At 73.5% G+C, this 13,461-nt stretch carries 13 protein-coding genes and 2 pseudogenes; 5 read left to right on the forward strand and 10 right to left on the reverse strand.

What is annotated here, in order from left to right:
* Positions 1–25: 25 nt before the first annotated feature.
* The 5 genes from VKA29_RS12255 to VKA29_RS12275 form a co-directional block, all read right to left on the reverse strand.
* The gene (locus VKA29_RS12255; RefSeq protein WP_324785455.1) at positions 26–1,078 is read right to left on the reverse strand and encodes an aminotransferase class V-fold PLP-dependent enzyme; all 1,053 of its coding nucleotides are present in this window, start codon (positions 1,076–1,078) and stop codon (positions 26–28) included.
* A 69-nt stretch (positions 1,079–1,147) separates the two neighbouring features.
* Complete coding sequence (locus VKA29_RS12260) at positions 1,148–1,816, reverse strand: DsbA family oxidoreductase (RefSeq protein ID WP_324785456.1); 669 nt, start codon at positions 1,814–1,816, stop codon at positions 1,148–1,150.
* Between the two features lie 76 nt (positions 1,817–1,892).
* Positions 1,893–2,396 carry a GNAT family N-acetyltransferase gene (locus VKA29_RS12265; protein WP_324785507.1) on the reverse strand — a complete coding sequence of 168 codons (504 nt, stop codon included), beginning with the start codon at positions 2,394–2,396 and terminating at the stop codon, positions 1,893–1,895.
* A 329-nt stretch (positions 2,397–2,725) separates the two neighbouring features.
* Complete coding sequence (locus VKA29_RS12270) at positions 2,726–3,334, reverse strand: DUF1349 domain-containing protein (protein WP_324785457.1); 609 nt, start codon at positions 3,332–3,334, stop codon at positions 2,726–2,728.
* Positions 3,335–3,380: 46 nt separating this feature from the next.
* Positions 3,381–4,910, reverse strand: coding sequence for an aldehyde dehydrogenase (NADP(+)) (locus VKA29_RS12275; protein WP_324785458.1), 1,530 nt, complete (start codon positions 4,908–4,910; stop codon positions 3,381–3,383).
* Positions 4,911–5,060: 150 nt separating this feature from the next.
* Here VKA29_RS12275 and VKA29_RS12280 point away from each other — a divergent pair, with 150 nt between their 5' ends.
* Together VKA29_RS12280 and VKA29_RS12285 are read left to right on the forward strand one after the other, a co-directional pair.
* Positions 5,061–5,837 (forward strand): IclR family transcriptional regulator, encoded by a 777-nt coding sequence (locus VKA29_RS12280; RefSeq protein ID WP_324785460.1) that lies wholly within the window; start codon positions 5,061–5,063, stop codon positions 5,835–5,837.
* Between the two features lie 3 nt (positions 5,838–5,840).
* Positions 5,841–6,311: a GNAT family N-acetyltransferase gene (locus VKA29_RS12285; RefSeq protein ID WP_324785461.1), complete on the forward strand. Its 471-nt coding sequence runs from the start codon at positions 5,841–5,843 to the stop codon at positions 6,309–6,311.
* Between the two features lie 54 nt (positions 6,312–6,365).
* Here VKA29_RS12285 and VKA29_RS12290 read toward each other — a convergent pair whose 3' ends face one another.
* Complete coding sequence (locus VKA29_RS12290) at positions 6,366–7,817, reverse strand: NCS2 family permease (protein ID WP_324785462.1); 1,452 nt, start codon at positions 7,815–7,817, stop codon at positions 6,366–6,368.
* 133 nt (positions 7,818–7,950) lie between these two features.
* Between VKA29_RS12290 and VKA29_RS12295 the strand changes: the two genes are divergently transcribed.
* Positions 7,951–8,112 carry a hypothetical protein gene (locus tag VKA29_RS12295; protein WP_324785463.1) on the forward strand — a complete coding sequence of 54 codons (162 nt, stop codon included), beginning with the start codon at positions 7,951–7,953 and terminating at the stop codon, positions 8,110–8,112.
* 160 nt (positions 8,113–8,272) lie between these two features.
* Here the strand turns inward: VKA29_RS12295 and VKA29_RS12300 are convergent.
* A pseudogene (locus VKA29_RS12300) lies at positions 8,273–8,616 on the reverse strand (HAD family acid phosphatase); the annotation flags it as partial.
* A pseudogene (locus VKA29_RS12305) lies at positions 8,599–8,914 on the reverse strand (dihydrodipicolinate synthase family protein); the annotation flags it as partial. The pseudogenes VKA29_RS12300 and VKA29_RS12305, both read right to left, overlap by 18 nt.
* Before the next feature lie 252 nt (positions 8,915–9,166).
* Here VKA29_RS12305 and VKA29_RS12310 point away from each other — a divergent pair.
* A complete protein-coding gene (locus tag VKA29_RS12310) occupies positions 9,167–9,976 on the forward strand; it encodes an NAD(P)-dependent oxidoreductase (RefSeq protein ID WP_324785464.1) in 810 nt (269 codons plus the stop codon).
* Positions 9,977–10,337: 361 nt separating this feature from the next.
* Positions 10,338–11,537: a TerD family protein gene (locus VKA29_RS12315; RefSeq protein WP_324785508.1), complete on the forward strand. Its 1,200-nt coding sequence runs from the start codon at positions 10,338–10,340 to the stop codon at positions 11,535–11,537.
* Positions 11,538–11,685: 148 nt separating this feature from the next.
* Here the strand turns inward: VKA29_RS12315 and VKA29_RS12320 are convergent, their stop codons facing one another.
* The gene (locus VKA29_RS12320; protein ID WP_324785465.1) at positions 11,686–12,702 is read right to left on the reverse strand and encodes a 1-aminocyclopropane-1-carboxylate deaminase; all 1,017 of its coding nucleotides are present in this window, start codon (positions 12,700–12,702) and stop codon (positions 11,686–11,688) included.
* A gap of 20 nt (positions 12,703–12,722) precedes the next feature.
* Complete coding sequence (locus tag VKA29_RS12325; protein ID WP_324785466.1) at positions 12,723–13,370, reverse strand: GntR family transcriptional regulator; 648 nt, start codon at positions 13,368–13,370, stop codon at positions 12,723–12,725.
* Between the last annotated feature and the right edge of the window lie 91 nt (positions 13,371–13,461).

Genomic DNA, 13,461 nt, shown 5'->3' on the forward strand with positions numbered 1-13,461 from the left:
CCGGCACCCCCGTCGCCGTGGCCGGTCAGCCGGACAGCACGTCCAGCAGCCGGTCGACGTCGGCGGGGGTGTTGTACAGGTGGAAGGAGGCCCGCAGGTTGCCCGCGCGGTCGGAGACCTCGATGCCGGCGTCGCTCAGCCCGGGCTGCCGGTGGCCGAGCCCGGGCACCGACACGATCGCCGAGCCGGGCGCCGGGAGCGGTTCGTGGCCCAGTGCGGCCAGTCCCGCGCGGAAGCGGTCGGCCAGGGCGAGGTCGTGGGCGCGCACGGTGTCCACGCCGAGTTCCTCGATCAGCTCCAGGGAGCGGCGCAGCCCGGCGAACGTGAACAGGGCCGGGCTGAGGTCGAACCGCCTTGCGGAGTCGGCGAGTTCGGTCACCGGCCCGTAGCAGCTCCGCCAGGGCTCCTGGCCCGCGACCCATCCGGCCAGGACCGGCGTCAGCCCGCCGAAGTCCTCCGGGACGACGAGGAAGGCCGCCCCGTGCGGGCCGAGCAGCCACTTGTAGGAGACCGTGGCCGCGAAGTCGTGGGCGGCGGCCTCCACCGGCAGCCATCCGGCGGTCTGGGAGAAGTCGACGTACGTACGGGCCCCGTGCCGCCGGGCCGCCTCGCGCAGCGCGGGCAGGTCGGCGACCCGGCCGTCGGCGGACTGGGCGGCGCTGACCGCGACGAGGGCGGTGCCCGGACGGACCGAGTCGGCGATCCGTTCCAGCGGGACGGCGCGCACCTTCAGGTCGCCGCGCACGTGGAACGGGTTCAGCACGGAGGTGAAGTCGTCCTCGGCGGTGAGCACTTCGGCGCCGGCCGGCAGCGACGCGGCGATCACCCCGGTGTGCGCGGCCACCGACGCCCCGGCAGCCACCCGGCCGGCCGGGACGCCGGCCAGCCGGGCGAAGGCGGCGCGGGCCTTCTCCACGTCCGCGTGCAGCGAGCCCAGCGGCCGGCCCTCGGCACGCAGCCGCGCCGCTTCGTGCAGCGCGGCCACGGTCCGGGCGGGCAGCAGTCCGTTGCTCGCGGTGTTCAGATAGGTGTTCTTCGGGGCGAACTCGGAACGGACGAGGCTCTCGAAGGTCTCCATGGATCCACTCTGAGCCCCGCCCGGCGCCCCGTCCATGGCAGTTTTCTGCGTGATCGCCCCAAGGGGTGCTTATGCATGCCCTCCGGCCTGCGTCTTCTGCTGCTCGTCCCAGGCCTGGGCCAGCGCCCGCGCGAAGACCTCGGCGGGCTGCGCGCCGGAGACGCCGTAGCGCCGGTCGAGGACGAAGAAGGGGACGCCGGTCGCGCCGAGCTGTGCGGCCTCGCGCTCGTCGGCGCGCACGGCGTCGGCGTACGCGTCCGGGTCGGCGAGCACCCGGCGGGCGTCCGCGGCGTCCAGACCGGCGGCGACGGCGAGTTCCACCAGCCGCTCGTCGTCGGCGTAGACGGAGCGTTCCTCGGCGAAGTTGGCGGTGTACAGGATCTGCAGCAGTTCGCCCCGCCTGCCGTTCTCCTCGGCGAGGTGCAGCAGGCGGTGCATGTCGAAGGTGCTGCCGTGGTCGCGGCCCCGGGTGCGGTAGGCCAGGCCCTCGACGGCGGCCTGCGCGGCCAGGTTCTCCTCACCGGCCTGCGCCTGCGCCTCGCTCATGCCGTACTTCTTCGTCAGCATCGTGAGGACGGGCTGGACGTCGTCCTTGGCGCGGCCCGGGTCCAGTTCGAAGGACCGGTGCACCACTTCGACCCGGTCGCGGTGCGGGAAGTCCGCGAGCGCCCTCTCGAAGCGGGCCTTGCCCACGTAGCACCAGGGGCAGGCGATGTCGCTCCAGATCTCGACGCGCATGGTTCGGGTTTCCTGTCGGCTCGCACGGGTACGGAGACTCCCTCCGCCGCATGCGTGAACGTTCAACCAGCGCTGGTCATTCACCGGCCACGGTGAGGCGCATGAGCAGGTGGTGGTCGTCCTCCGCCGGGGGCTGCCGGGGGTCCGGGACCCAGCCCCGGCCGGCGTAGAAGGCCCGGGCGCGCAGGTTGCCGACGTGCACGGCGAGGACGGCCGTCCGTCTGCCGTCGGCCTGCCACTCCTCGACGCAGGCCCTGTGCAGGGCGGTGCCGACGCCCCGGCCCCAGTGGCCGGGGTCGGTGTGCAGCTGCAGCAGCTCGACGGGCTCCGCGGGCGTGCCCCGCGGATCGCGGAAGGAGGCGATGCCCACCAGGCGGCCGTCGAGCACCGCGCACAGCACCCGGCGGTCGGCCCGCCCGATGGCCTCCGCCCACCTGGCCGGCCAGTCGGTGCCGTCGTCGGGCAGGCCGTCCGGGTAGTACGTCGACCGGGCGCGGGCGTGCAGCGCGGCGACGGCCGGGGCCTCGGCGGGCAGGGCGGTCCTGACCACCGGGGAGCCGGCGGTCCGGTGCGTTCTGATCACGCAGCGGAGGACGTGCCCGGCGCGGGCGCGGTTCCCGGCCCGGCCGGACCGGCGCGGCAGGCGCTCGGGGCCGGCCCCCGCGGACCGCGTCGGCGCACAGCGGGCCGGCGGTGCCGGGACCGCGGGCGCGTGCCGCCGGATCCCTGGGCGGGGTGGTGGTCTCCGGCGGTTCCCCGGCGCCTTCGCCGCGCCGGCGCCCCGGCACGGCGGCCGCCGCGGGGCGCCGGCCCCGCTCCCCGGGCGGGTGCGGGGGCGTACGACGGCCGCGGGCCGGGGCGGTGAGGGGGATCGGCTCGTCGAGGCCGCGCACGGCCCGGCGGGGACGCTCAGCTTCCGTCGCGCAGGTCGCGCGGCCAGCTGGGCCGGAACTCGATGTGGTCGTAGGTCACCACGCAGCCCTCCCCCATCGGCGACTGCGCCAGGAAGCCGACCAGTGCCGCGCCAGTCTCCTGCTCGCCGCCCAGCGTGAACAGCCGGACGAAGGTCCAGCGTTCGCCGTCGCGGGAGGCGTGGAAGGCGAGGGCGCGGCCGGTGCGGCTCACCCGGAGCCACACCGAACTGCCGTGCACGGTGAAGGAGTTGGCGTCGTCGGAGTGGCCGCGGGTGACCACCGTGCAGACCGTGGGCACGTCCGGGGAGTACTCCAGGCAGAGCTTGGCCCAGGCCCGTTCGCCGACGTGGACGTAGAGCGCTCCCGCGTCGAAGGCCGCGGCGAAGCCGACCGTGACGCGCGCGATCAGCTGGAAGTCGCCCTCCGGCGCCCCGAGCAGCCGGGGCGCGTCGGAGGCGGGGTCCACCGCCTCGCCGGCGGGCGGTACGAACCGGTCCTGCCGGGCACCGGCCCAGCCGGTGAGGACCCCGTCCTCGTAGGACCAGTGGCCGTCGGGGCCGTAGGTGCGCAGCGGGAAGGGCAGGGGCGGCAGTTCGACGTCCATCCGGCGAGTCTGCCAGGCGGGTGACGGCGCGGGCCGGGCGGGGTGCTCAGTGCTCGAGGCGGCCGTTGAAGCGGCGGGGCAGGCCCAGCGGGTTGTCGTCCCGCAGCTCCGGCGGCAGCAGCGCCTCGGGAGCGCCCTGGTAGGCCACCGGCCGCATCCACCGCTCGATGGCCGTGCCGCCCACGGACGTCGACGTGGAGGTCGTCGCCGGGTAGGGACCGCCGTGGTGCTGGGCCGGGGCGACGGCGACTCCGGTCGGCCACCCGTTGACCAGCACCCGGCCCGCGATCGGCGTCAGCTCCGCCAGGATCTCCGCGCCGCGTCCCTCGCCCGCGGCCTCCTCCGCGGACAGGTGGACGGTGGCGGTGAGGTTGCCCGGCAGCCGCGACAGCACCTCGCGCACGTCGGCCTCGTCCTCGTAGCGGGCCACCACGGTGACCGGTCCGAAGCACTCCTCCAGGAGCACGTCGTAGGCGCCCTCCTCGGCCAGCTTGTCCGCCGACACCACCAGGAAGCCCGCGCTCACGGTGTGCTCGCCGCCCGCGCCGGGCGTCACCGGGGACTCCACCCCGGGCAGCGCGCTGCGCTCGGCGATGCCGGCGAGGAAGTTGTCCCGCATCCGGTGGTCGAGCAGGACACCGGCGTCGGTGTCGCTCACGGCGTCGGTGAGCGACTTCAGGAAACGGTCGCCCGCCGCGCCGGACGGCGCCAGCACCAGGCCGGGCTTGACGCAGAACTGCCCGACGCCGAGCGTCATCGACCCGGCGAGGCCCGCTCCGATGGCCTCCGCCCGCTCGGCCGCGGCGGCCTCGGTGACGACGACCGGGTTGAGCGAGCCCAGCTCGCCGTGGAACGGGATCGGCACCGGCCGCGCCGCCGCCGCGTCGAACAGCGCCCGGCCGCCCCGGACGGAGCCGGTGAAGCCCGCGGCGGCCACCAGCGGGTGCTCGACCAGTTCGACGCCCGCCTCGAAGCCGTGCACCAGGCCGAGCACCCCGTCCGGGATGCCGTGCGCGGCGGCCGCCCGGCGCAGCACCTTGGCGACCAGCTCGGACAGGGCGGGGTGGTCGGGGTGGGCCTTGACGACGACCGGGCAGCCGGCCGCGAGGGCGCTCGCGGTGTCGCCGCCGGCGACGGAGAAGGCGAAGGGGAAGTTGGACGCGGAGTAGACCGCGACGACGCCGAGCGGCACCTTGTAGCGGCGCAGGTCGGGGATGGGCGGGGCAGCGGTGTCGTCGGGGTGGTTGATGATCACGTCGAGGAAGGCGCCCTCGTCGACGATGTCCGCGAAGGCCCGCAACTGGTAGCAGGTGCGGGCGAGTTCGCCGGTGAGCCGGACCGGGCCGAGCGCGCTCTCGGCGTCGGCGGTCTCCACCAGCCCGTCCCTGGCCGCCTCCAGCTGTTCGGCGGCGGTGCGCAGGAAGGCGGAGCGCACGGCGCGGTCGGCGAGGGCCCCGCGGGCGGCGTGCGCGGCGCGGACGGCGGCGTCCACCTCCTGGGCTGTGGCCTCCACCGCAACCTGCTCGCGCTGCTTCCCGGTACGGGGGTCGACACTCCAGACTGGTGCTGCTGCCACCGCGGTCCCTCCACGTATCTCCTGCGCCGTATCGCCGCAGTCTCTGGGTCATCCACCAGGGTGTTCGATATGCTGAACGGTGTCTCTGATGATGAATAGCTGCTGGAGACTATAGCTCCACAGTTCCGTCCGACGAAGGGGTAGAGGGCGATGGCGGCAGGCGAGACAGGCGGCGGCGGATCGCAGGTCAAGTCCGCGGTGCGGACCGTTGAATTGCTCGAGTACTTCGCCGGCCGCCCCGGCATGCACTCCCTCGCCTCGGTCCAGGAGGCCGTCGGCTACCCCAAGTCCAGCCTGTACATGCTGCTGCGCACGCTCGTGGAGCTGGGCTGGGTGGAGACGGACGCGACGGGCACGCGGTACGGGATCGGGGTGCGGGCGCTGCTCGTCGGCACGTCGTACATCGACGGCGACGAGGTGGTCGCGGTGGCCCGGCCGACGCTGGACCGGCTGTCGGACGACACCACGGAGACCATCCACCTCGCCCGCCTGGACGGCACCAACGTCGTCTACCTCGCCACCCGCCAGTCGCAGCACTACCTGCGCCCCTTCACCCGGGTGGGCCGCCGGCTGCCCGCCCACTCCACCTCCCTCGGCAAGGCGCTGCTGAGCACGTACACCGACGAGCAGGTGCGCAAGCTGCTCCCGGAGAAGCTGCCCGCCCTCACCGAGAACACCGTCACGGACCGCGAGCGGCTCATCGAGGAGCTGCACCAGGTCCGCGAGCAGGGCTTCGCGGTGGACCGCGAGGAGAACACACTGGGGCTGCGCTGCTTCGGCGTCGCGATCCCGTACCGAACCCCGGCCCGGGACGCGATCAGCTGCTCGGTGCCGGTGGCGCGGCTGACCCCCGCGCACGAGCAGATGGTGAAGGACGCGCTGTTCGACGCGCGCGACCGGCTGACCCTGGCTACCCGGAGGCTTTGAGGAATGGACGTCGTACTGCGCGAGGTGCACGACAGCGACCTGCCGGTGTTCTTCCGGCAGATGAACGATCCGGAGGCACTGCGCATGGCGGCCTTCACCGCGAAGGACCCCGCCGACCGGGCCGCGTTCGACGCCCGGTGGGAGCGGATCCGGGCCTCGGACGCCGTCACGCGGACCGTCCTGGCCGACGGCGACGTGGTGGGCAGCGCGGCGGTGTACGGGGAGCCGGGCGAGCGCGAGGTGACGTACTGGGTGGACCGGGCCTACTGGGGGCGGGGCGTGGCCACGGCGGCGCTGCGCGCACTGCTGGCCGAGGTGCCGGAGCGCCCGCTGTACGCCCGCGCGGCGGCGGACAACACCGGCTCGCGGCGGGTGCTGGAGAAGTGCGGCTTCCGCGAGACGGCCCGGGCGACCGGGTACGCGACGGCCCGGGGCGAGGAGATCGACGAGGTCGTGCTGACCCTGCCGGGGTGAGCGCCGCCCGGCCCGCGCCGGCCCCGGCGTTCACGGACGCCGGGGCGGCGGGCGTCACTTCACGCCGAGGATCTGCTCCACCGGGTCGATCGCGAAGTAGACCAGGAACAGCGCCGAGACGCCCCACAGCAGCGGGTGCACCTCCCTGGCCCTGCCGAGGACCGACTTGATGACGACGTAGGCGAGGAAGCCCGCTCCGATGCCGTCCGTGATCGAGTACGTGAACGGCATCGCGGCGATGGTGAGGAACGCCGGGATGGCGATCTCGTACCTGTCCCACTCGATGTGCTTGACGTGGGTCATCATCAGGAAGCCCACCGCGATCAGGGCGGGCGCGGCCGCCTGCAGCGGGACGATGGTCAGCAGCGGGGTGAGGAACAGCGCCAGTCCGAACAGGCCGCCGGTGACCAGGTTGGCGAGCCCGGTGCGGGCGCCCTCGCCGACGCCGGCCGCCGACTCGATGTAGGCGGTGTTGGAGGAGGCCGAGCCGATGCCGCCGGCGACCGCGGCGGCGCCGTCGATGAACAGCACCCGGCCGATCCCGGGCACCTGGCCCCGGTCGTCGAGCAGACCGGCCTCGGCACTGATGCCGACGATGGTGCCCATGGCGTCGAAGAAGTCCGACAGGACCAGGGTGAAGACCAGCAGGACGGCGGTGAGCACGCCGGCCTCCGCGAAGCCGCCGAACAGGCTGAAGCGGCCGAGGAGTCCGAAGTCGGGGGCGTCCACGATCCGGTCCGGGACCTTGGGCGTGGTCAGGCCCCAGCTCTTGACGTCGGCGACGGCGTCGATGACGATCGCGACGACCGTCATGGTGACGATGCTGATCAGGATCGCGCCCTTCACCTTGCGGGCGAGCAGCGCGATGGTGAGCAGCACACCGAGGCAGAACACCAGCACCGGCCAGCCGGTGAGCCGGCCGACCGCGCCGAGCTGGACCGGCACGGTGGTGTTGGCGGCGTCCGGCATGCGGCTGACGAACCCGGCGTCGACGAAGCCGATGAAGGCGATGAACAGGCCGATGCCCACGCCGATGGCCTGCTTGAGCTGCTGCGGGATGGCGTTCATGATGGCCTCGCGCAGGCCGGTGAGCACCAGCACGCAGATCAGGACGCCCTCCAGGACCACCAGGCCCATCGCGTCGTCCCAGCTCATCAGCGGGGCCAACTGGAAGGCCACGACGGCGTTGAGGCCGAGTCCGGCGGCGATGGCGAGCGGGAGGTTGCCCCCGACGCCCATGATCACCGTCATCACGCAGGCCACCAGGGCGGTGGCGGTGACGAGTTGGCCGGTGTCGAGCGAGTGGCCGAACTTGTCCTTGGCGCTGCCCAGGACGATGGGATTCAGGACAAGGATGTAGGCCATGGTGAAGAACGTGGCGAAGCCGCCGCGTATCTCCCTGCCGAAGCTGGACCCCCGTTCGGAGATCCTGAAATACCGGTCCACGCCGTTCGCCGGGGGTGGCGCGGCGTCGGACCGGTCGGCCGCCTTCTGTGTCTCGGACATGCGGGTGCTCCCTGCCTGCTGGTGATCGATGCGGATGCTGGCTGGATTGTTCCCGCGGTGAGGCGGTTTCAGGTTTTCGCCGTGTTACGGAATCGGCCGGTCCGTCAGGTCCCCCTCGCACCCGAGGATGGGCATGACCGCACGAGCGGAACGGCGCGTCCGCCACCGCCGCCGGGTCACCGGGCGGCGGGCCGTGATGAGCGGTGCCGCCGTGTCCGTGCAGCCGACCGGGTTCGGCACCGGCGGGGACGGGACGGCGTGCGAGTTCTCGCCGTCCGGCATCATGCTCCGCTGAGCGGGACAACCACGCGTCCGTTTCGGACGTCTTTCGTAGTGCGGTGCCCCATGGACCTGCCGGCCTGAGCCCCCCTCGGCCGGCGGAAGGAACGCCCCGTCGGTGACGACCGGCGGGGCGTTCGCCTGCCACCCGCCCCGCGGGGGACCGGCAGGAGCCGTCAGCTGACGAAGTACGTGGGGTTCGGCAGCTTGTAGGTCCTGTCGGCGTAGCCGCCGTCGAGGTCGGAGTACTGGTCGCCGAAGTTGGCGATGATCTCGTACCCGAGGTCGTCCTCGATGTGCTTGCGGGTGCCGGACTTGTACTGGACCGTCGTGCAGGTCCAGCTGCCCGGGGCACGTGCGCGGTGTCGAGGTTCACGTCGGCGCCGACCTTCTTCAGGTTCTCGACGGCGGCGGAGCGCTGGGCCTCGCTCAGGCCCGAGTTGCAGAACACCTCGACGCCCTTGGCCTCGGCGTACTGGACCAGCTCGGGGCTGCCGAAGACGGCCGCCTCGGCGAGCCGCGCGTACCGCACGGCCGGCGCGGTGCCGTAGCCCGTGCCTGCGACGACCGGCACCCGGCCCGCCGTCGCCTCGACCGCGGCCCGCACGCACGTCTCGAACTCCTCGGGGGTGAGCGCGTGGAACTCGCCGGTGCCGCAGCAGGCGAAGACCGCGGCGGCTCCGGCCTCGACCCCGGCGCGCACGTGCGTGCGGCAGGCGTCGAGGTCGAGGCCGCCGTCGGGGACGAAGGCGGTGACGGGGGAAGAACAGCGGCCCGCTGGGGACGCTGAGTCGAGCGGCGAGAGGGGCAGGCGTCACGGGCTCTCCCTGAGGCAGGCGCGTACGCAATTCTGACCAGCGTCCCTGTTTCTGAACGACGCCACCCCAGGGAGCCGCCTCCGGGCCGGTCAAGCGCGCAAACCGGCAACACGGCACCGGAACACGGACAGAATCCCCGGGGCGCGCCACACTTGACGGAGGGTGGCACCGATCCCTAGCGTGTCCACGAATGTGAATACTGTCCATGCATGCGGCCACCTGTCAGAGGCGGCGGACCAAGGAGAACCGAGGATGCCCGCTCCCCGCACCGTTCTGCTCACCGGCGCAGCCGGCGGACTCGGCACCCTGATGCGGAACCTGCTCCCCGCCTTCGGCTACGAGCTGCGCCTTCTCGACCTGGTCCCCATCGAGGGCGACCCGGACGCGATCACCGCCGACCTGGCCGACAGGGACGCCGTGCGCGAGGCCGTGCGGGGCGTCGACGCGATCGTCCACCTCGCCGGCATCTCCCTGGAAGCCCCCTTCGAGAAGATCCTCCGGGCGAACATCGAGGGCACCTACAACGTCTACGAGGCCGCCCGCGAGGAGGGCGTGGGCCGCGTCGTCTTCGCCTCCTCCAACCACGCCGTGGGCTTCACCCCGCGCCCGCAGGGCGACGACCCGCTGATCCCGGTCGACACCCCGCACCGCCCGGACACCTTCTACGGCCTGTCCAAGGCCTTCGGCGAGGACCTGGCCCAGTTCTACTGGGACAAGTACGGCCTGGAGACGGTGTCGGTGCGGATCGGTTCCTGCTTCCCCGAGCCGACCAGCGTCCGGATGCTGTCGGTGTGGATGAGCCCGGCCGACGGCGCCCGTCTCTTCCACGCCGCCCTGACCGCCGAGCACGTCGGGCACACCGTCGTCTACGGCTCCTCCGCCAACACCCGGCTGTGGTGGGACCTGTCCGGCGCGCGGGCGCTCGGCTACGAACCGCGGGACGACTCCGAGCCGTTCGCCGAGAAGCTCATCGCCGAACAGGGCGAACTGGACCCGGACAAGGCGGCGCACGCCTGCCTCGGCGGCCACTTCGTCAACGACCCGCCGATCTGGCCGTACTGATCCGGTACGGCCGCACCGTCCGGCCCTCCCCGACCCGGCCGCACCGACAAGTGCCGACGAGGCGGAAGACGGACGTTCGACCGGGTACCGCTGGAGCGCTGCCCGCAGGCGCTGGAGCGGTTCGCGGCGGGGATCGGGCGGAAGACCGTGGCGGTGCCGCAGGACGGCCGCCCGCGCGACCGGCGCCGAGCCGGGGCGGCGCGGGAGAGGGAGGAGCCAGATCGGCGCGGGAGCGGGAGCGGCCGGGCGGCGCGGGAGAGGGGAGCGGCCGGGCGGCACGGGAGAGGGAGTGGCCGGGCGGCGCGGGAGGGAAGTAAGGGAACGGCAAAACACCTCCGCTCGTTCACCTGGCATGACAGCTATGACCCCCGGCTCGAACATCCCGCTCTCCGCCGCCCGTGTGACGGTGGACGTCGCCGCCCCGGTGCGGCTCGACGTTTCGGGCCTGCTGCTCACCGCCGACGGCAAGGTGCGCTCCGACGACGACTTCATCTTCTACAACCAGCCCGCCGGACCGGGCGTGACCTACCGCTCCGGCGGCGGCACGGCGCCCGACGCGATCACGGTCGACACCACCGCGCTCCCGCCGGGCATCGAGAAGGTCGTCGTCACGGCCAGCCCGGACGCGGCCGGGCAGACCTTCCAGGGCATCGAGCCGACGGCCACCCTCCGCAACGCGGACGACCACAGCGTCCTGGCCACGTTCACGCCCCCGCGGCTGGGCGCCGAGACGGCGCTGGTGGTCATGGAGATCTACCTGCGGGGCGGCGCGTGGAAGGCACGGGCGGTCGGCCAGGGGTACGCGAACGGTCTGGCCGGCATCGCCACCGACTTCGGCGTGACGGTGGAGGAACCGGCCCCCGCGCCGCAGCCGGCGGCTCCTCCGACGCCCGCGCCGCAGGCGCCGGTGACGCCCCCGGCCGCTCCGCTCGGCGCTCCCCCGGTCCCGCCGGCGCCGCCCGCCCCGCCCGCCCCCGGTGCCGGGAAGATCAACCTCGACAAGGGCCGCGTCAGCCTGCAGAAGAACCAGACCGTCTCCCTCGTCAAGGGCGGCCGCCCACTGTTGTCGCAGGTCAAGATGGGCCTCGGCTGGGAGCCGGCGTACCGCGGCAAGTCCATCGACCTGGACGCGTCGGTGATCGCCTACGGCCCGCAGCGCAACCACATCGACAGCTGCTACTTCGGCAAGCTGCAGATCCTGAACGGCGCGGTCAAGCACTCCGGCGACAACCTCACCGGCGAGGGCAGCGGCGACGACGAGGTCATCGTCGTCGACCTCGGCCGCCTCCCCCAGGAGGTCACCGGTCTGGTCTTCACGGTGAACTCCTTCTCCGGCCAGAAGTTCACCGAGGTCGCCAAGGCCTACTGCCGCCTGCTGGACGCCACGACCGGCGAGGAGCTGGTCCGCTTCGACCTCACCAACGCCGAGGCGCAGACCGGCGTGATGATGGCGAAGCTGATCCGCCAGTTCTCCGGCGAGTGGGACATGACGGCCATGGGCGAGTTCGTCAAGGCGCGCACGGTGCGGGGCATGGTCAAGCCGGCCGCCCAGGCGCTGTAGGCATCCGTACGACGCCCGGGGCGCCCCCGGTCCCGGGGCGCCCGGCGGTCACTCCCCGGCCGCGGGCCGCGGTCCGTCCATGAGCGGCGACGGACGCCGGCGGACCTGCCCGCCCCCGCCGCGCGCGAGGGGACCGCGCCCGGCCCGCTCAGAACAGGGCGCTGTAGGCGTTGAGCGCGGGCTGCCCGCCCAGGTGGGCGTAGAGGACGGTGGCGTCCCGGCCGATCTCCCCGCGCGCGACCAGGTCGACCATCCCGGCCATCGACTTCCCCTCGTACACCGGGTCGGTGACCATCCCCTCGGTGCGGGCGGCGAGCCGCATCGCCTCCAGCGTGGCCTCGTCGGGGACGCCGTACGTGCCCGCGTGGTAGCGCTCGTCCAGTTCGACGTCCTGCTCGGTCAAGTCCCGCTCCACACCGATGAGCCGACCGGTGTCGTGGGCGATCCTGGCGATCTGCGCGCGGGTCGCGGCCGGCTTCGCCGACGCGTCGATGCCGATCACCCGCCGCGGCCGCCCGCCCGCCTGCTCCAGGACGGCGAACCCGGCGACCATGCCCGCCTGCGTCGACCCGGTCACCGAACACACCACCACGGTGTCGAAGAAGACGCCCAGCTCCCGCTCCTGCTCGGCGACCTCCTGCGCCCATCCGGCGAACCCGAGGCCGCCGAGCGGGTGGTCGGACGCCCCGGCCGGGATGGCGTACGGCTTCCCGCCGGACTCCTCGACCTCCCTGAGCGCCTGCTCCCAGCTCTCCTTGAACCCGATCCCGAACCCGGCGCGCACCAGCCGCACATCCGCCCCGGCGAGGCGGCTGACCAGGATGTTACCGACCTTGTCGTACACGGAGTCCGGCCAGTCCACCCAGCTCTCCTGCACCAGCACGCACTTCAGCCCGGCACGGGCGGCGCAGGCGGCGACCTGGCGGGTGTGGTTGGACTGCACCCCGCCGATCGACACGAGCGTGTCGCAGCCCTTCGCCAACGCGTCGGCGACCAGGTACTCCAGTTTGCGGGTCTTGTTGCCGCCGTAGGCGATGCCGGAGTTGCAGTCCTCGCGCTTGGCCCACAGGGAGGCCCCGCCGAGGTACGCGGTCAGCCGCTCCAGGGGGTGCACGGGCGACGGCCCGAAGAGCAGCGGGTAACGGTCGTACGAGGAAAGGGACATGCGTCCTCCCGGGGTGGGGGTCAGTCGCCGTCGGCGAGTTCGGCCAGGCCGCGCCAGATCTCCGCGGTGACCCGGACGGCGGTGTCCGCGTCACCGGCCGCGCAGGCCGCGATCAGCTGCTCGTGCAGGCCCGCCGAACGGCAGGTGCCGCCCTCGCCGAAGCGGCGTCGCTCCAGCCGGCGGATGAGCGGGGTGTAGCGGGCGACGGTGGCGGCGGCCGCGCGGTTGCCGGCGACGCGGACCAGGACGTCGTGCAGGTCGTCGTCGGCGCGCACCGCCGCGTCCACGTCGCCCGAGCCGACGGCGGCGGCGAACCGCTCGTTGGCCGCGCGCATCGACTCCACGTCCGCCGCGGACAGCCGGGGCACCGCGACCCGCGCGACCAGCTCGTGCATCGCGCCGACCACGGCCGCCGCGTCCCGCACGTCGGCGGCGACGACCGGGGTCACCCGCGTGTAGCTCTGCGGCTTGCTCTCCAGCAGCCCCTCGTCGACCAGCCGGGAGAAGGCGTCCCGCACCGGCGCGCGGGACAGCCCCAGCCGCTCGGCGAGGTCGGCGTCCCGCACCACCGTCCCGGGCTCGATCTCCCCGGCCACGATGGCGTCCCGGATCGCTTCGTACGCCCGGTCCCTGAGCAGGGTGCGCCGGACGGGTCGAATGGCCTCCATGACTGAAATGTTAGATGTCACCCGCGCTCGCGGACAAGGGGCGAGGGGGCAAGGGCGGGGGTACGGGCGAGAGGGCAAGGGCGGGGGCAAG

Origin of the sequence: Streptomyces sp. H51 (assembly GCF_035656535.1) — a bacterium.
Taxonomy (GTDB): Bacteria; Actinomycetota; Actinomycetes; order Streptomycetales; family Streptomycetaceae; genus Streptomyces.

Coding starts and splice junctions, on each gene's coding strand:
- VKA29_RS12255 (WP_324785455.1), bottom strand. CDS start 1,078: ATGGAGACCTTCGAGAGCCTCGTCCGTTCCGAGTTCGCCCCGAAGAAC.
- VKA29_RS12260 (WP_324785456.1), bottom strand. CDS start 1,816: ATGCGCGTCGAGATCTGGAGCGACATCGCCTGCCCCTGGTGCTACGTG.
- VKA29_RS12270 (WP_324785457.1), bottom strand. CDS start 3,334: ATGGACGTCGAACTGCCGCCCCTGCCCTTCCCGCTGCGCACCTACGGC.
- VKA29_RS12280 (WP_324785460.1), top strand. CDS start 5,061: ATGGCGGCAGGCGAGACAGGCGGCGGCGGATCGCAGGTCAAGTCCGCG.
- VKA29_RS12285 (WP_324785461.1), top strand. CDS start 5,841: ATGGACGTCGTACTGCGCGAGGTGCACGACAGCGACCTGCCGGTGTTC.
- VKA29_RS12290 (WP_324785462.1), bottom strand. CDS start 7,817: ATGTCCGAGACACAGAAGGCGGCCGACCGGTCCGACGCCGCGCCACCC.
- VKA29_RS12295 (WP_324785463.1), top strand. CDS start 7,951: ATGACCGCACGAGCGGAACGGCGCGTCCGCCACCGCCGCCGGGTCACC.
- VKA29_RS12310 (WP_324785464.1), top strand. CDS start 9,167: ATGCCCGCTCCCCGCACCGTTCTGCTCACCGGCGCAGCCGGCGGACTC.
- VKA29_RS12315 (WP_324785508.1), top strand. CDS start 10,338: ATGACCCCCGGCTCGAACATCCCGCTCTCCGCCGCCCGTGTGACGGTG.
- VKA29_RS12320 (WP_324785465.1), bottom strand. CDS start 12,702: ATGTCCCTTTCCTCGTACGACCGTTACCCGCTGCTCTTCGGGCCGTCG.
- VKA29_RS12325 (WP_324785466.1), bottom strand. CDS start 13,370: ATGGAGGCCATTCGACCCGTCCGGCGCACCCTGCTCAGGGACCGGGCG.